This window comes from Bradyrhizobium sp. NBAIM03 (assembly GCF_020194055.1).
Classification (GTDB): domain Bacteria; phylum Pseudomonadota; class Alphaproteobacteria; order Rhizobiales; family Xanthobacteraceae; genus Bradyrhizobium; species Bradyrhizobium yuanmingense.
Map to the genome: position 1 here is coordinate 1 of NZ_JADYVS010000011.1, position 16808 is coordinate 16808.

15 protein-coding genes and 3 pseudogenes are annotated in these 16808 nt (G+C 64.3%); 8 read left to right on the plus strand and 10 right to left on the minus strand.

The window, feature by feature from the left end:
* A pseudogene (locus I6F21_RS39040) lies at positions 1-128 on the minus strand (ribonuclease activity regulator RraA); the annotation flags it as partial.
* A pseudogene (locus I6F21_RS18140) lies at positions 124-369 on the minus strand (DUF2147 domain-containing protein); the annotation flags it as partial. The pseudogenes I6F21_RS18140 and I6F21_RS39040, both read right to left, overlap by 5 nt.
* Positions 370-672: 303 nt before the next feature.
* On the opposite strand from I6F21_RS18140, the pseudogene I6F21_RS18145 reads away from it, so the two are divergent.
* Positions 673-1172, plus strand: a pseudogene (locus I6F21_RS18145) (DUF1993 domain-containing protein).
* A gap of 4 nt (positions 1173-1176) precedes the next feature.
* Here I6F21_RS18145 and I6F21_RS18150 read toward each other — a convergent pair.
* From I6F21_RS18150 to I6F21_RS18175, 6 genes are all read right to left on the minus strand, one after another.
* Positions 1177-1668 (minus strand): hypothetical protein, encoded by a 492-nt coding sequence (locus I6F21_RS18150; protein ID WP_036028083.1) that lies wholly within the window; start codon positions 1666-1668, stop codon positions 1177-1179.
* A 168-nt stretch (positions 1669-1836) separates the two neighbouring features.
* Positions 1837-2826, minus strand: a complete 990-nt coding sequence (locus I6F21_RS18155; RefSeq protein WP_225138492.1) for a hydroxyacid dehydrogenase — start codon at positions 2824-2826, stop codon at positions 1837-1839.
* 37 nt (positions 2827-2863) lie between these two features.
* A complete protein-coding gene (gene ugpC, locus I6F21_RS18160) occupies positions 2864-3964 on the minus strand; it encodes a sn-glycerol-3-phosphate ABC transporter ATP-binding protein UgpC (protein WP_036012409.1) in 1101 nt (366 codons plus the stop codon).
* A 20-nt stretch (positions 3965-3984) separates the two neighbouring features.
* The gene (locus I6F21_RS18165; protein WP_036012407.1) at positions 3985-4896 is read right to left on the minus strand and encodes a carbohydrate ABC transporter permease; all 912 of its coding nucleotides are present in this window, start codon (positions 4894-4896) and stop codon (positions 3985-3987) included.
* Entirely contained in the window at positions 4896-5834 is a 939-nt protein-coding gene (locus tag I6F21_RS18170; RefSeq protein WP_036012404.1) for a sugar ABC transporter permease, read from the minus strand. Before I6F21_RS18170 ends, I6F21_RS18165 begins: the two co-directional genes overlap by 1 nt.
* Before the next feature lie 121 nt (positions 5835-5955).
* Positions 5956-7296, minus strand: a complete 1341-nt coding sequence (locus I6F21_RS18175) for an extracellular solute-binding protein (protein WP_036012401.1) — start codon at positions 7294-7296, stop codon at positions 5956-5958.
* Between the two features lie 476 nt (positions 7297-7772).
* On the opposite strand from I6F21_RS18175, the gene I6F21_RS18180 reads away from it, so the two are divergent.
* Together I6F21_RS18180 and I6F21_RS18185 are read left to right on the plus strand one after the other, a co-directional pair.
* Positions 7773-8576 (plus strand): Spy/CpxP family protein refolding chaperone, encoded by an 804-nt coding sequence (locus I6F21_RS18180; RefSeq protein ID WP_109143715.1) that lies wholly within the window; start codon positions 7773-7775, stop codon positions 8574-8576.
* Between the two features lie 112 nt (positions 8577-8688).
* Positions 8689-9066: a response regulator gene (locus tag I6F21_RS18185; RefSeq protein WP_036012398.1), complete on the plus strand. Its 378-nt coding sequence runs from the start codon at positions 8689-8691 to the stop codon at positions 9064-9066.
* 33 nt (positions 9067-9099) lie between these two features.
* Here I6F21_RS18185 and I6F21_RS18190 read toward each other — a convergent pair whose 3' ends face one another.
* Both I6F21_RS18190 and glk read right to left on the minus strand, forming a co-directional pair.
* Positions 9100-9312 carry a hypothetical protein gene (locus I6F21_RS18190; protein WP_036039656.1) on the minus strand — a complete coding sequence of 71 codons (213 nt, stop codon included), beginning with the start codon at positions 9310-9312 and terminating at the stop codon, positions 9100-9102.
* Between the two features lie 136 nt (positions 9313-9448).
* On the minus strand, positions 9449-10420 hold the full coding sequence (gene glk / locus I6F21_RS18195; RefSeq protein ID WP_225143745.1) for a glucokinase: 972 nt from the start codon (positions 10418-10420) through the stop codon (positions 9449-9451).
* Between the two features lie 266 nt (positions 10421-10686).
* On the opposite strand from glk, the gene pncA reads away from it, so the two are divergent.
* From pncA to I6F21_RS18220, 5 genes are all read left to right on the plus strand, one after another.
* Positions 10687-11313, plus strand: coding sequence for a bifunctional nicotinamidase/pyrazinamidase (gene pncA, locus I6F21_RS18200; protein ID WP_036028076.1), 627 nt, complete (start codon positions 10687-10689; stop codon positions 11311-11313).
* Positions 11314-11329: 16 nt separating this feature from the next.
* A complete protein-coding gene (locus I6F21_RS18205) occupies positions 11330-12445 on the plus strand; it encodes an alpha/beta fold hydrolase (protein ID WP_036028075.1) in 1116 nt (371 codons plus the stop codon).
* Positions 12446-12587: 142 nt separating this feature from the next.
* On the plus strand, positions 12588-14621 hold the full coding sequence (locus tag I6F21_RS18210) for an NAD(+) synthase (RefSeq protein WP_225143747.1): 2034 nt from the start codon (positions 12588-12590) through the stop codon (positions 14619-14621).
* A gap of 30 nt (positions 14622-14651) precedes the next feature.
* Entirely contained in the window at positions 14652-15035 is a 384-nt protein-coding gene (locus I6F21_RS18215) for a GrlR family regulatory protein (protein ID WP_036012369.1), read from the plus strand.
* 104 nt (positions 15036-15139) lie between these two features.
* A complete protein-coding gene (locus I6F21_RS18220) occupies positions 15140-16423 on the plus strand; it encodes a DUF1236 domain-containing protein (protein ID WP_225143749.1) in 1284 nt (427 codons plus the stop codon).
* Positions 16424-16808: the final 385 nt, after the last annotated feature.

Genomic DNA, 16808 nt, shown 5'->3' on the forward strand with positions numbered 1-16808 from the left:
GTCGCCAGATCCTCGCGCGCCGGCACGAAGCGCAGCGTGAAGGCCGGTCCCACCAGCCGCGGCAGGCCCGGCCGCAACGGACGCGCGCCGCGCATCCACACATTGCGCAGGCCCTTCTTCAGCAGGAGCGGGGGCTGGGGCCGGAGCAGCCGGCGCTTGCGGGTCGACCGTAGCCTGCTGCGGCGCCGTCTCGTTCTTCTTGGCCTTCTTGGGCTTATTCTGGCCTGTGTTGTCGTAGACGCCGGGGATCTGCACCGTGCCGCGGTCCGGATCGATGCGGATGGTGCGCCCGCCATATTCAAACGTGTACTGCGCCTGCGCGGCAGTGCTCGCCAAAAGGAATGCGGCCGTGGCCAACAGCTTCCTCATTTCCGTCTCCTGAACAGGTGGTCCCCGCACCGACGCTACGCGCCGGCTCGCTTGCAAAAAGTGATCTAGATCACTGTCGTTGGTGTGAGTCGTCTCCCGGCGGTTCCGGGTTCAATAGGCCCGGAGCCGGTCCAAAGTTTGGCGAGGCAAAGCGACGGAAGGACACGGCCTTATCGAACCAGGCCGGGCAGATCTTCTTGCAGGCGCCGTATTCCATGGCAATGTGCAGCCACTGGTCGACCGAAAAGCGGACAACTTTTCGGAAGGCAGAAATCGAAGGGAATCCTTGAAGTGACGATCTCGATCTACGAGGCCTCGGTCGGCCTGTTCGTGCCCTATTTGCGTAACCTGTCGGCGCTGCTCGACAAGGGCGTCGCGTATGTGCCGAGGCCCGGAAGTTTGATCCGGCGATTCTGCTCGGCATGCGCCTTGCGCCGAACATGTATGACCTCGCCCAGCAGGTCGGCGAGGCCTGCCGCCATGCCACGGTCGCGCCGGCCCTGCTGGCGCAGTGCGAGCCGGTGACGCTGCCGGCGCTGGAGCATGACATGGCCGGGCTGCAGGCGCGCATAGCGACGTCGATCGAGTTCATCGAGAGCCTGCCGCGCGCGGAGATCGACGTGGCGGCGGATCGGAATGTCTTCTTCAGATTGAAGAACGGCACCGAGCTGCCCTTCACCGGGCGGACGCTGCTGCTGACGTTCAGCGTCCCGCAATTCTTCTTTCACGTCACCACGGCCTACGACCTGCTCCGGCACGCCGGCGTCGAGCTGGTGAAGAAGGATTATCTCGGCAGGAAGTGAGGTCTTACGCTTCGCCCTTGCGTTCGTAATCGGCGAGCGAGCTGCGGCCGGCGATCTCGCTGCGCAGCAGCTCGAAGCGCCGCTGCGCCTCGTCTTGCTGGGTGTCGACGAAGCGCACCGCGGCCTCGCTCGTCATGGGACCGCTGACCACGGGCGCGGATTGCTCGCCGATGGTCTCGTGGACGTAGTACTGGCCGTCATCGCCGCGATGGACCGTCCATTTCAGACGGATCGCGACCATGGGTCCGGGACCAACCTTGCTGTAGCCATCGGCATCGGTGTGCTCCGGCGCCAGCGGCTGCTCCTCGACCACGGGATGCTCGTCGATCACCGGATGCTCGTCCACGATCGGCGGCTCGTCAGACGCGATGTGCTCACGCTCTCCGGCGACCACGATTTCGGTCTCGGTCTGGCGAATGACGAGAACGGGCTCGGGGTGCTCCAGGATGCTGGCGATGGTCGCCAGCGCGTGGTCGGTCGGGTCGATCTCTGACAAGGGTCCATCCTCCAGCTCGCCGCGCCGGCCAGTCTGTCCCACCGCCGCCGCGTTTCAAGCCCATTACGCGCGTTTGATTAAGGCTGAGTTGGGGCCCGATCTGCACCAAAATGGGACGCTTTCTGGCGTTCCGAAGGCGGCGGGGTGAGCCGCTGACCTTCCATAATCTCAGCCCAGCACGTCCTGGTTGATGACGTTCTGCCTGATGGGATCGCCGTCCAGCACGCTCAAAATATTGCGCGCGGTCTGCTCGCTCATGCGGCTCACCGCCTCGACCGTGACGCCGGCCACGTGCGGAGCCATGATGACGTTGGGCAGCGCGAACAGCGCGTTGCTGACCGGCGGCGGCTCCACCTCGAACACGTCGATGCCGGCGCCGGCGAGCTTTCCGGACGTCAGTGCGTCATAGAGCGCCGCTTCCTTCACGATGCCGCCGCGCGCGGTATTGATGAGGTAGGATCTATCCTTCATGCGGCCGATCCTGTCGGCATCGAATAGGCCGACGGTCTCCGGCGTCTTCGGGCAGTGGATGGTGACGAAGTCGGCGTGAGGCAGCGCGGCATCGAGGTCGGTGACCGGCTCGCATCCGGCCGCCCTGATGTCGGCGGCGTCCTTGTAGGGATCGTAGACCTGCACCTTCATCTCGAACGCCAGGCAGCGCTTCGCTGTGCGGCTGCCGATGCGGCCGAAGCCGATGATCAGCACGGTCTTGCCGTAGAGGTCGAACGGCAGCATGCCGAGCCGGTCGGCCCAGGTGCCCTCCTTGACGCAGGAATGCAGCTCCTGCGCGCGCTTGGCCAGCGTCAGCATCATGAACAGCGCCGCCTCCGCAACCGAGGGCGAATTGGCGCTGCCGGCGACCATCAGCGGCACCTTGCGGCGGGAGAGGGCGGGCACGTCGACGGCGTCGTAGCCGACGCCGATGCGGGTTACCACCTTCATGTCACGCGCGGCCTCGAGCTCGGTCTCGCCGAAGGCGGTGGCGCCCAGCGCCACGCCATGGACCGGCGCATGGCTCTTCAACAAGGCCTCGAAATCCTTCGCCGAGATCAGGTTCGGAAACTCGACGAGCTCGATATCGTCCCGCTGGGTGAGGAGGGCGCGAGCCCCTTGCGACAAAGTCTGCGTAACGAAAATCTTCTTCTTGTTGGTCGCCATCGCTCCCCTGCCTGCTCGCTTTTCTTGGATCGCGGCGTCACAACACGACGCCGGTCTCCTCATTTAGCAGGTGCATGTTGTTGAGGTCCATCGCCAGGCGCATGGGTGCCCCGTCCTTGGCGCCGGCATTGGGATCGACGCGGCCGCAGACCGGCGTGCCCTCGAGCCCGAAATAGACCAGCGTCTCCATCCCCATCGGTTCGGTGACGTCGAGCACGGTGTCGAAAGTCTCGACGCCGGGCGCCAGATGCGCATGCCACTCGGTGAGATGCTCGGGACGGAGGCCGAGCAGCAGCTTGTCGGTGCGTGGCAGCGCGTTGTAGCGCGCGGCGCGGGCCGGCGGCAGCGCGAAGGCGAGGCGGTCGGTGAGGCGCAGCTGAAGCGTGCCGCCGACATCCTCGAGCCGGCACGGGATGAAGTTCATCGCGGGTGAGCCGATGAAGCCGGCAACGAAGCGCGTCGCCGGCTTGTGGTAGAGCTCGTTCGGCGTGCCGATCTGCTCGATCTTGCCCTTGTTCATGACAACGACGCGATCGGCCAGCGTCATCGCCTCGACCTGGTCGTGGGTGACGTAGACCGTCGTGGTGCGCACCTTCTGGTGCACCTTCTTGATCTCGATCCGCATCTGCACGCGGAGCTTCGCGTCGAGATTGGACAGCGGCTCGTCGAACAGGAAGACCTTGGGATTGCGCACGATGGCGCGGCCCATGGCGACGCGCTGGCGCTGGCCGCCGGAGAGCTGCTTCGGCTTGCGGTCGATCAGATCGGTGATGTCGAGGAGGCGGGCGGCTTCGGTCACCCGCGCCTTGATCTCGGCCTTGGGATAGTGCTTCAGCCGCAGCCCGAACGACATGTTCTCCGCGACCGTCATATGCGGGTAGAGCGCGTAGTTCTGGAACACCATGGCGATGTCGCGGTCCTTCGGCGGCACGTCGTTGACGATATCGCCGCCGATCATGATGTCGCCGTCGCTGATGTCCTCGAGGCCTGCGATCATGCGCAGCGTGGTCGACTTGCCGCAGCCGGAGGGGCCGACCAGCACAATGAACTCATGGTCGGCGATGTCGAGGTCGATGCCGCGCACGGCTTCGACATCGTCGTAACGCTTGACTACCTTCCGCAAGGAAACGTCGGCCATTTCAGTTCAACCCCTCGCTTTCAACCCTTTGTCGCACCGGCAGTAAGGCCGGCAATGTAGTAGTCCATCAGGAAGGCGTAGATGATGAGCGGCGGCGCGGCTCCGAGCAGCGCGCCGGTCATGATCTGTCCCCAATTGAAGACGTCGCCCTTGATCAGCGTGGTGATGATGCCGACCGGCAGAACGAGCTGGTCCGTTGAGGTCGTGAACACGAGTGGATAGAGGAATTGCGCCCAGGATACGGTGAAGGCGAAGATGGTCGCGGCAATCAGCCCGGGCAGCGCGACCGGAATGAAGATCCGCGTCAGTGTCTGAAACCAGGACGCTCCATCGATGATGGCGGCCTCGTCGAGCTCCTTCGGGATCGAGGCGAAGTAGCCGATCATGATCCAGGTGCAGAACGGGACCGTCAGCGTCGGATAGATGAAGAGCAGCACGTACCATCTGTTGATCAGCTGGACTCCCGTCCAGTCGCCGATCAGCGCGAACATCTTGAATAGCGGAATGAACAGCAGGCTGTCGGGGACGAGGTAGGTGAGGAACACGCCGGTGGCGAGTGTCGCCGAGCCCCAGAACTTCATGCGCGCCAGCGCGAACGCGGCCGGCACGCTGATCAGCATGGTGAGGGTCACCACGATGATCGAGACCCACGCCGAATTCCAGAAGAAGCGCAGGAACTGGTTGGACGTCAGCAGCTCGGCATAGTTGTCCAGCGTCGGATGGAACACCCACCAAGGGTTGGTCGCCGCCGAAATCTCGGCGCTGCTCTTCAGCGAGGTGATCAGCATGTAGAGTGGCGGCGTCAGCGAGAAGATCGCAAACAGCACCAGGAAGAAGTAGGACCAGCGCAGCGCCCAGGCGCGGTCGCGGCTCATGCTGCCGTATTTGACGTTGCGGCGCGGTCCGGCCTTGTCGATTGTCATGGTGCTCATCAGGCTTCGTTCCCGCGTTTGTTGACGTCGCGAAGGATGAAGATTGCGGCGACCGCCAGGATCGGCACCATGAACAGCGAGACGCTGGCGCCGAGCGGAATGTCGCTGCCCTCGATGCCGACCCGGAACGCCCATGTCGCAAAGATATGGGTGTGATCCAGCGGGCCTCCCGCGGTCAGGATGCGCACGATGTCGAAATTGGCGAAGGTGACGATGAGGGAGAACAGCGTGGTGATCGCGATGATGTTGCGCATCATCGGCAGCGTCACATACCAGATGCGTTGCCACCAATTGGCGCCGTCGATGGCGGCGGCCTCGTAGAGTTGATCGGGCACCGATTTTAGGGCGGCCAGATACATGATCATGAAGAAGGGCGCGCCATACCAGACGTTGACCAGGATCACGGCGAAACGCGCCCAGGCGGCGTCGCCGGTCCACGGGATGGGCCCGATACCGAAGAATGCAAGTGTGTAATTGAAGGCGCTGTAGGACGGGTCGAACAGCCAGAGCCAGGCAAGCGTGCTCATCGCGGGCGGGATCACCCAGGGCACGAGCAGCATGCCGCGCCATTTGCGCTGGCCCTTGGCCGGAATGTTGTGAACGAAATGCGCGACGACGAATCCGATCAGGGCCTTGAAGACCACGGCCGTGATGGCGAAGATGCAGGATTGCTTGACCACCAGCCAGAATGTGTCGCGCCTGAACAGGAACTCGAAATTGCCGAAGCCTACAAACTTCTGCATCGACTTGTTCAGCGTTGCCAGATGCAGCGAATAGAAGGCCGGATAGACCACGAGCAGCGTGATCAGCAGGATCAGCGGCAGCGTCATCAGGAACGCCACGGTCGATTTCCGCCTGAGGGCGTTGTGCAGGCTTGCACGTTTTCGGGCGCTCGCAGGCCGGGCGACGCCGGGTTGCCGAACTACGGCATCAGCCATGATGCATCTTCCTCGCAGGATCGTTCGCACGGAAGCCGGCGGAACCGGCTTCAGAAATTGAAGCTTGTGGCGGCAGCCAGACCGGGCGGCTCACGTCCAGCGTGAGCCGCCGGTCTCTGTCTCAGCTTCGCATGAAGCCTTCGCACTCACCCTCCGCCCAAGCGAGCGTCGCCTCCATCTTCTCGCCTTGCGCGTAGCGGAGGCACATCTTGGTCAGCGTGGCCTGCGCATAGATCTGCTGGGCGATCTTGGGCGGAGCAGGAGAGGCAGCAATCGACAGCGTCTGGTGATTGTGGGGATTGGGGTAGTGATAAAGGGTGCCCTTCGGCGGCCCTTCCTCCTGCCAGGTCTTCAGCGTCGTCATGTTCGCGTAGGCCGGCAGGTCGTAACCGCCGCTCGCGGCCACGAACTTCTCGATCGATGACGGCTGCGACAGATGCGTGAGCAGGCTCTTCGCCGCTTCCTTGTTCTTGGAGAAGCTCCAGGTCCCCCAGAAATAAGGCAGGTAGGGCGCATAACGGCCTTTCGGACCGGACGGCATGCCGTGGGTCCAGCACTGCTCGGCGACCTGCGGCGCGTCGCGCTTGGCGACCGCCCACGCGCTCGGAGGATTCATGATCAGCGCGCCTTTGCCGGAGATCAGCCACTTATTGTTGGAGGCGTCATCCCAGGCGGCGACGTCGGGCGGCAGGACCGCGATAAGCTTCTTGTAGAATTCGAGCGCCTGGCGAACCGCGTCCGTCTTCACCGTGAGATCGCCCTTGGCATTGACCAGCTCAGCGCCGAACGACTGGAAGATGGCGCCGGCAGTGTCGGTGCTGTCGGTGGTCTCGCCCAGGCCGATGCCGAAGGGCACGCCGCCTTTTTGGCAGGCCTCGGCCGCCTTCAGGAATGTCTCCATGTTCCAGTTGTCGGCCTTGGGCTGGCTGCCCGCCGGATATATTTCCTGGATATCGATATTGGCGAACTTCTTCAGGAGATCGATGCGGGAGCAGGGCCCCTTGATCTGGCTTCCGATTGTTGCGGGCACCGCGAGCCATTTGTTGCCGGCCCGTCCCAGATATTTGACGGTGCCGTTCACGTCGCCGTTCTGCTTGATGATCGGCTCCATGATGTCATTGACCGGCTCGAGCAGTTCGGCATGGGCGTGCGGCCACCATGTCGGCATCGCCAGGACATCGTGACCTGACTTCGCCGCCGCCTCGGCCGCGATGGTGAGCTCGATCTTCTTGCCCTGGCTTGTGATGTAGTCGATGGAAATCTCGACCTTCTCCTTCGCCGCCCATTCGTTGACGAGCTCGGTCGAGGCCTTGTTGGCGCCCGGCACCCAATGGTCCCAGAAGCCGATCGAGAGCTTGCCGGCGGCGTAAGCGCCCCGGACATAGGGCGCCGAGATCAGCGCCGCGGAGGACATTGCAGTGGCAGCCACAAATTGACGTCGCGTCAGTGTCTTGCGTGACATCTCGTTTCCTCGCTTGGGTGTTGTTGTTGGAGTTTCCTCTGAGACTTCTTTCTTGAGTTCTTGTTGTCGATTTTCTTGTTGGTGCCGTCGGCCCGCGTGGGCAATTCACGCCTGTCGCAGCAAATTGGTAGCGCGATCAGATCATGATTGATCGCGTCTGTCGAGAAAGCCGAACGGCTCCGCGTCCAAAACTCATGTTGTGCCCGGAAAGGTCGCAACGTCTGGCAAGGCGATAGGGCCACAGGCGCAGCGCACGGTGTTTTTTTGCGACGCACACTTCGCGCCAAACGGCCTCGAACGCTGCCGTGCGCAATTGCGCCTCAGTTTCGCAAGAGGCTGGATAACCGCTTCGCGTGAAAGACCTTTCGGGCGTGGACAGCAATCGGCCACGTCTGGACCTCGAAGCGGCGGAAACGATAGAGTTGCGCCTAGCGGCTGATCCTCGCTGACAGGCCAGATCGATGATGGAGACGAGAATGATCAAACCGGCGGCACCAGCGCGGCTTCATCTGCGGCGATGCCTGGCGCTGGGGTCTATGCTCGCGCTGTTGCTCGGGGCCGGCGCGGTGGCGAATGCTCAAGGTCTGGTCAAGGGCGTTCAGGAAGGCGCCGCAGCCGGCAACAAGGCGGCAGGTCCGGTCGGTGGTGTGCTCGGTGGCGCCATCGGTGGCGTGGTTGGCGTTTTCACCGGCGTGCTCGGTGTCGGCAACACCAACACCGGCAATCAGGCGCCGCCGCCCAAGGAGGCCGGCAAGGACGCGGCTAAGGATTCCAAGCAGCAGGGCGGGGCCAAAGACAAGGATGGCAAAAGCGCCAAGGGCAAGAGCGCCAAGGCGACCAAGGAGGCGAAGAACGCGCCGCAGGACAACAAGGGTAAAGACAACAAGGAAGTCACGGTTCTGACCCAGCCCGGTGCGCCGCAGCTGACTGCCGAGCAGATCGTCGCGAACAGCGATTCCTACATCGAGCGGATCAAGAGCGAGCTGAACCTCACGCCGGATCAGGAGAAGCACTGGTACGGCTTCTCAAGCGCGATGCACTACCTTGGGCATAATGGCGCAGAGCGGCTCAACCTGCGGATTGCGCGCGCCAAGCGCGATCCGCCCGACGACATCATCGAGCAGATGCGCAACGAGGCCCAGTTCCTGATCGATCGCGCCGGCGATCAGCGCAACGTCGCCGATGCCGCCGAGCCGCTCTTTTCCAGCCTCGACGACAAGCAGAAGCAGGTGTTCATCCAGGCAATGGTGCGCCTCAGCCACGAGCGCGGACTGGATTGATCAAGTTGAATCGGTTCGGGCGCGTGTGAATTAACGGCGCCCGCCACGAATTCGTGTATCTACAGCGCAATTCGGTTATGCTTAGCTTCGCACGGCTGATTGCGGGGTTGATATGGCGGACGGACTCTCCGTTTTCCTGGTCGAAGACGAGGCGTTGATCCGGATGATGATCGCCGACATGGTGGAGGAACTCGGCCACCACGTCGTTGCGGAGGCAGACAATGTGCGCGACGCCAGCGCCTTTGCCATGACCGCGCAGTACGATCTGGCCATCCTCGACATCAATCTGATGGGCGTCTATGTCGACCCCGTCGCCGATTTGATCGAACGTCGTGGAAAACCGTTTCTGTTCGCCACAGGCTACGGTCCGGAACTGCTGCCGTCCTTGCTCCGGCGCAGGCCGATCCTGCGCAAGCCGATCGCGATGGATCAGCTCAAGGCGATGATCGACTCGATGTTTCCGGAGCCGTCGGCCACTATCCCGAGCTGACCGATCGCGCTTTTGCCGCCTGGCGGGAAGGACTCAACCGGCAGGGTTGCGGCCGTTCCTCAGCACCCTGGCAATGGTATGAGCCGTCATGGCCGCGCGATCCGAAGCGCGCTGGGCGGCCAGCTGGTCGCGGGCCTTTTCCTCGATCAGGAGCTCGATGAGCGCCAGCCGCTTGTCTTCGCTGTCCGCTTCGCGCAACAGGCGGTGATAGCGGTGATAGTCGAAACCCGAATCCTGCTTACGCATGTCACGCCCCCGCAACTACGCCACACACGGACAGATTGTTTCTCATCGGGAACAGGTAGGCAAGCACGAACCTGCGTGGAACCGCAGATGTGCCGCAATCAGCTGTGCATGACGGGAACTCGCCGCGGGGGCGCCCTCAGCCAGAATTGTGCTCGGCAAACATCGTCAGGCCGAGGAAGCTCGCATCGGGTTTGATCACGAGCCTGGTCGGGATGTTGCGCAGATAATCCCGGAACCGTCCCTTGGCTTCGAAGCGCGCCCGGAAAGCGGAGGCGGCGAGGAACTCGCGGAAGCGCGGCACGATTCCGCCGGCGACATAGACGCCGCCGCGGGCGCCGAAGGTCACCGCGAGATTGCCGGCGACCGAGCCGAGGATGGCGCAAAACATTTCGAGCGTCGCGCGGCTGACCGGACAGCTGTTCTCCAGGGCCGCCTTGGTGATCCCGGCGGCATCGCGATGCGGCACCTGGACGCCGTCGATCTCAGCCAACGCTTCATACAGGTTTTGCAGCCCCGAGCCCGAGAGGGCACCGCGCTCGATCGAGACATGGCCGAGGCGCTGCCGCAAGCAGGCGATCACGCGCTCCTCGCGCTCGTTCTCCGCCGGCAGGGTCGCATGTCCAGCCTCGGTAACGACGGCCAGGCGCGAACCATGGCGGTCGACCAGGCAGGACACACCAAATCCGGTTCCAGGCCCCACGACCAGCAACGGCTCGCCGGCCAGGCCGTCGCCGCCGCCGAGTGGGACCAGGTCTGAAGGCTCCAAGGCAGGCAGGGACCAGGCCACCACCTCGAAATCGTTCAGCACATGGACGCTGTCGAAGCCGAGCGCGGACTGCAGCTCGTTGCCGTCGATGACCCAGGGACTGTTGGTCATGACGCAGCGATTGTTGGTGACGGGACCCGCCACGGCCAGCACCGCGCGATGGGGCTGCTCGCCGTTGGACCGGCGCGCCAAGACGTCCGCGATGGCTTCGCGCACGGTCGGGAAGTCGGCGACCTTGACATAGTCGATCGGTCCGGTCTGACCGCTCGGGCTCAGCGCGAAGCGCGCATTGGTGCCGCCGATATCGGCGAGAAGAATTTTTCCGGTCTTGCCGATATTCATGGCCTCATCGCCGCCACGACCTTCAGGCCCTGGCAGCCCTGTCCTCCGCTGCTTCGACCCGATCCGCCTGGCGCGGGCGGTGCGAGAATCTGCCCTTGGGTGCGCCTAGTCAACACGGACGAGGTCAAACCGTTGCATCGTGGCGGCCACGGTGACCAATTCGCGCAGCTGCCGCGCGTGCCAGTGGTTGCGAAGCCGCGCGGGAAGGCCGACACTGAGGTGGTCGCCCGGCGCCGTCGCGCCCGGCAGATCGAAATGGGACGGCGATGAAGATTTCCGACCGCGACGTGTTGCTGGTGATCGACGTGCAGAACGACTTCTGCACCGGCGGGGCGCTCGCCGTTCCCGGTGGCGAGAAGGTCGTGCCCGCCATCAACAGGATCGCCCAAAAATTCGCCAATCTGGTGCTGACCCAGGACTGGCATCCGAGCGACCACGTCTCGTTCGCGCCGAACCATGCCGGCAAGCAGCCGTTCGAGACCATCGAGCTCGACTATGGCCGGCAGGTGCTGTGGCCGACGCATTGCGTGCAAGGCACGGCCGGCGCGGAATTTCATCGCGATCTCCACGTGACACGGGCAAGCCTCGTGGTGCGCAAGGGCTTTCGCCGCGGCATCGATTCCTATTCGGCGTTGTTCGAGAACGACCATCGGACACCGACCGGATTGCTTGGTTATTTGCGCGAACGCGAGCTGAAGACCGTCTTTGTCGCAGGTCTGGCGCTGGACTTCTGCGTCCGCTTCTCGGCGGAAGATGCGCGCAAGGCAGGGTTGGAGGTGGCCGTCATCGAGGATGCCTGTCGCGGCATCGATCTCGACGGCTCGGTCGCGGCGACCCATCGGAGTTTTCGGGACCTCGGCATTGCCGTCGTGAGCCTCGAGGCGTTTCTGTGAGGATGTCGAGGTAGCCATGGTGGACAAGACCTCCAAACCGCCACGCAGGTCAGCCCAGGCTCATGATGATCCACGGCTCTGGCCGTTTGCGGCAGCGCAGCTCGCCATGGATGCCTGCTTCTGGTGGCTGGAGCGGGCACCCGAGCAACAGGATGACAGCAGCCTGCCATGGACGACGCCGAGCCGCGTTGCGTTGGAGCTCCCGACGATGGACTTGCGCGATTGCTCGCAGACCCGGTCCGGCCAGCCGGCGCTGGTCTGCGCGCCCTATGCGCTGCACCGGGCCCTGATCGCCGATTTCGCCCCAGGCCACAGCGTGGTGCAGTCGCTGCAAAACGGCGGCATCGACCGGATCTATCTCACCGACTGGCGGTCAGCGACGCCGGACATGCGCTATCTCTCGATCGACAGCTATCTCGGCGATCTCAACGTCGCCATCGACGAGATCGGCGCGCCGGTCGATCTCGTCGGGCTGTGCCAGGGCGGGTGGCTGTCGCTGCTCTATGCCGCGCGCTTTCCAGGCAAGGTGCGGCGGCTGGTTCTGGTCGGTGCTCCCGTGGACCTGTCGATCGAGTCCTCGCTGGCCCGGCTCGCCCGCAACGCGCCCGAGCTGGTCTATGACCAGCTCGTCGCGCGCGGCGGCGGCAATGTCAGCGGCGAGGAGATGCTGCGCTTCTGGTCCAAAACCCCTGACAACGACGATATCAGGACGGCATTGCAGCGGGATCTCTCGGACGAGCAGGGCTCCGAGCTGCTGGCGCGGTTCGACCGCTGGAACACCGAGACGCTCAACCTGCCGGGCACTTATTATCTCGAGATCGTCAACGCGATCTTCCGGGAGAACCGCATCGCCGAGGGCCGTTTCGTCGCGCTCGGGCGCCCGATCGATCTGAAGGACGTCAAGGCGCCGATCTTCCTGCTCGCCGGCCTCGACGACGATGTAGTGCCAGCGACGCAAGCGCTGGCCACCGCGGGGCTCGTCGGTACGCCACCTGCCTTCGTTGCAGCGGCATCCGAGCCCAGCAACCACCTCGGCCTGTTCATGGGCGCGCGCACCCATGCGCATGCCTGGCCCCGGATCGCCGGGTGGCTGCGCGGCGATCTGCCCGGCGTGCTGGCCCGCAGCGCCTGACCTCGCCGGCACTGGACCGGATGGGGCGCAAATCCGTTATGCATGACGGCGGATGGCCTGCACGGGGCCAGATCGATGGGCTAAATATGACCGGAGCTGACGGCGGTGGCCGCCGGCGAGAGATTTGAGGGTACTGCGCTCGATGACTTTCCACTCGATTTACGCCCACGGATTTGCGCGCGTGGCAGCCTGCGTGACCACCTCCCACGTCGCCGATCCCAGCGCCAACGTGAAGGCCGTGTTGGCGGCGGCCAATGCCTGCCATGAGCAGTCGGTCGCGGTCGCGGTGTTTCCCGAGCTGTGCCTGTCCGGTTATGCGATCGAGGACCTGGTGAAGCAGGATCCGCTGCTTGATGCGGTCGAGCGCGGGCTTGCAAGCGTCGTTGCGGCCTCGGCGGGGCTGATGACGGTCCTGATCGTCGGGGCGCCGCTGCGCTTCGGCAATCGCATCTACAACTGCGCCGTCGTCATTCATCGCGGCAACGTCCTCGGCGTCGTGCCGAAATCTTACTTGCCGACCTATCGCGAGTTCTACGAGGGACGGCATTTCGCCTCCGGCGCCGGCATCGCCGGTGAGACCATCGCCTTTGGCGGCCTGCATGCGCCGTTCGGCGTTGATCTCCTGTTCGCGGCCGAGGACGTTCCGGGCCTCACCATTGGCGTCGAGATCTGCGAGGACATGTGGATCCCGGTGACGCCGGCCTCGGAGCTCGCGCTTGCGGGCGCGAGCGTGCTGATCAACCTCTCGGGCAGCCCGATCACGATCGGCCGGGCGCGCTCGCGCGCGTTGCTGTGCCAATCGACCTCGGCGCGCTGCCTCGCGGCTTACGTTTATTCCGCGGCCGGGGCCGGAGAATCCACCACCGATCTCGCTTGGGACGGTCAGACCTCGATCTACGAGAACGGCGTGCTGCTGGCCGAGGGCGAGCGGTTCCGCCAGGGCGGCCAGATCACGCTGGCTGACGTCGACCTCGACCTGCTCCGGCAGGAGCGCGCGCTGATGGGAACGTTCGACGACAACCGGCGGCAGCGCGAGGCATTTTTCCGCAAGGTGACATTTGCCCTGAAGCCGCCGGCCGCCGATATCGGCTTCCTGCGCAAGGTCGAGCGCTTTCCATTCGTGCCGAGCGATGAGAGCCTGCTCGAGCAGGACTGCTACGAGGCCTACAACATCCAGGTCGCCGGGCTGGTGCAGCGCATGCGCGCCACCGGTACCAAGCGCGTGGTGATCGGCGTGTCGGGCGGCCTCGATTCCACCCACGCCCTGATCGTCGCCGCCAAGGCGGTCGACCTGCTCGGCCTGCCGCGCGAGAACATCCTGGCCTACACCATGCCGGGCTTTGCCACCGGCAGCGAGAGCAAGACCAACGCGCTCGCGCTGATGAAGGCGTTGCAGACGAGCTGGCAGGAGCTCGACATCCGCACCACGGCGACGCAGATGCTGAAGGATATCGGCCATCCCTTCGGAAAGGGCGAGAAGGTCTACGACGTCACCTTCGAGAACGTGCAGGCCGGCCTGCGCACGGATTATTTGTTTCGGCTCGCCAACCATCACGGCGGCATCGTGATCGGAACCGGCGATCTCTCCGAGCTCGCGCTCGGCTGGTGCACCTATGGTGTCGGCGACCAGATGGCGCATTATAACGTCAACGCCGGCGTGCCGAAGACGCTGATCCAGCATCTGATCCGCTGGGTGATCTCCTCCAAGCAGTTCAGCGACGACGTCAACCGGACGCTTGGCTCGATCCTTGTGGCCGAGATCTCGCCGGAACTCGTGCCCGTCGAGGCCGGCCAGAAGCCGCAGAGCACGGAAGCGTCCGTCGGACCTTACGAGCTGCAGGACTTCAACCTGTTCTATACGCTGCGCTTCGGCATGCGGCCGTCAAAGATCGCCTTCATGGCGCTTCAGGCATGGAAGGACGTTGCCAAGGGCGAATGGCCACCGGCCTTCCCGAGCGATCGGCGCCGGGCCTATGACCTGCCGGATATCCGCCGCTGGCTCGAGGTGTTCCTGCGCCGCTTCTTCGCCTTTAGCCAGTTCAAGCGCTCGGCCATGCCGAACGGGCCGAAGGTCTCGGCCGGCGGTTCATTGTCGCCGCGTGGCGATTGGCGCGCGCCCTCGGATTCGAGTGCAGCGGCATGGCTCGAGGATCTCGAGCGGAACGTGCCGAACTGATCGGGGCAGCGGATCGGTGGGGATGATCGGATGTCAGCTGGCGATGAAGCGGAAGCGGGTGAGGAGGCCAGGGTCGTCAACGGCCTCTACATCTTCGACATCGAGATGCGGGACGGCAAGCGTGGGCAGGCCAGGGGCGTGGTCGTGCTCAGCGACGGCCGCATCATGGGCGGCGACAGCTACTTCTACTACACCGGCAGCTACACCTTCCGGAACGGCAAGTGGCGGGGCGACATGATCGTCAATCAGCACACCGAGGCGGTCGGCAGGACGCTCGCATTCGGCGGCAGGGAGGTCACCTGCGGCTTTTCCGGCGACTATTTCCCCGGCGGTGCGGAAGTCGAAGGCATGGCGCTGGTCGGCAAGACCAGCGTGACGTTCACGGCGCGGCTGACGCTGAAGGATGCGATGTAATGGCGACTTGATTGGCTCACCTCCACGACTGCGTTCCTGCTCAGGAACCTTCGTACGAACAGAACGTTCGCGTTTATTGTTGCGAATTGTCGAGGAGAGGGACCATGCGTCAACATTTGATGTTATCGACTGCGGCCGTCGGGCTCATGCTCGCATCCGGCCTTGCCTATGCCCAGGCGCCCGGTGAGCGCAGGGACGAGCCGAAACGGACCGAGGAGCCGGCCAAGGGCGCTTCTCCGCAGCGCGGTGGTGCGGCTCAAGAACGCGTTCAAGAGCGCGCGCAAGGCGCCCAAGAGCGGCTTCAGGGCGCAGGCCGCGAGGATCGAGGCGGCGCTGCCAAGAGCGAGGCAAGTGACGACAAGCGCCAGCCGGCGACGGCCTCGGAGCGCAATCAACCGAAGGCGAGGGACCAGGCACAAGACTCTCGTGAGCCTTCGCGCGATCGCAACCGGGAGGCCGAGAGCACCAAGCCCGGACGCGATGCGGGCAAGAGCGGTGCGGAAACCAAGCAGGACAAGGCTGCGCAGGACAAGGCTGCGCCGCAGAAATCAACCGCCGAATCCGAGAGATCCAAGACTGGCCCGACGACTGGTCCGGCTGGCCAGCAGAACGAGCGCACCGGAGCTACAGCCAACCAGAACGAGCGCAACCAGGCCCAGCCGCCGCGCAGTGCCGCCGAGCAGCAACAGAGCAACCAGCCGGCCACTGCGACGGATACCAGCCGCGCGGCACCGACCAACAACGCACAGACCGCGCCCGGCTCCACGGGCACGCAGACCAACCAGGCCAATCAGACCACGCAGACCAACACGCAGGTCAACCAGCAGGCCCAGGTGACGACCGAGAGGCAGGTGCGGATCTCCGAAACGGTGAGCCGCGCACGCCTGGCGCAGCCGGAGCGCAATCTGAACATCTCGATCCGGGTTGGCGAAACGATTCCCTCGCGCGTGCGTCTGCATCGGCTGCCGCCCGAGATCGTCTCGATCGAGCCTGCATATCGGGGCTACGAATATTTCACGACGGAAGACGAGGTCATTATCGTGGAGCCGCGCTCGCATCGCATCGTCAGCCAGGTACCCCGCGATCCGTCGCGGGCCCGGGCCCAAATGGGTGGCAGCACCTCCTCGTCGTCAGGCATGGCGGCGGCCGGCGGAAACAACATGGTGAACTGCCAGATCATGCGACGTGATGCCTCCGGCAACGTCGCTCAGGCCGAGCCGACCACCGTGGGCTCGACTGCGCGCACCGATTCCCTGAGCGTGATCGTCCAGATGCCTGGCGGCGGCTCGTCCACGCCGATCGCTCTCGGCGCTCCCGCGGGCAACATCGTGGTCGCGACGCAAGGGCAGGGCGATTGCACGGTGACGCTGGAGCCGCAGACACGCTAAGCGCCGAAACAAAGAGGCTCTGAAACGACAACGCGCCGCCCGGATGCCCCACCGGACGGCGCGTTGCTGCGTTCAATCTAAAAAGTTTCGAGGTCCGGAGTGCCTAGGAGTCCGGACCTCGTCACCTTGCCCCAGCCTTCAATCCCCCGCCCCATGTGGTCCCCCAACCCCATGTAGCGCGATCAGAGGGTGATGCCCGTGGAAGTGGCCGCCGATCGATGTCCCGCGATGTACGCGAAAGACGGCTAGGATTCCATTCCGGATCACTACGGACACGATGGCGCTTGCCATGTGCCCATTCGGCATCGCTCGGAGCGATCGCTTTTGCTTGAACCGCAGCACGCGCGGGCAGGATGTCCACATCTCGTCCACGCTGCGGAATGCG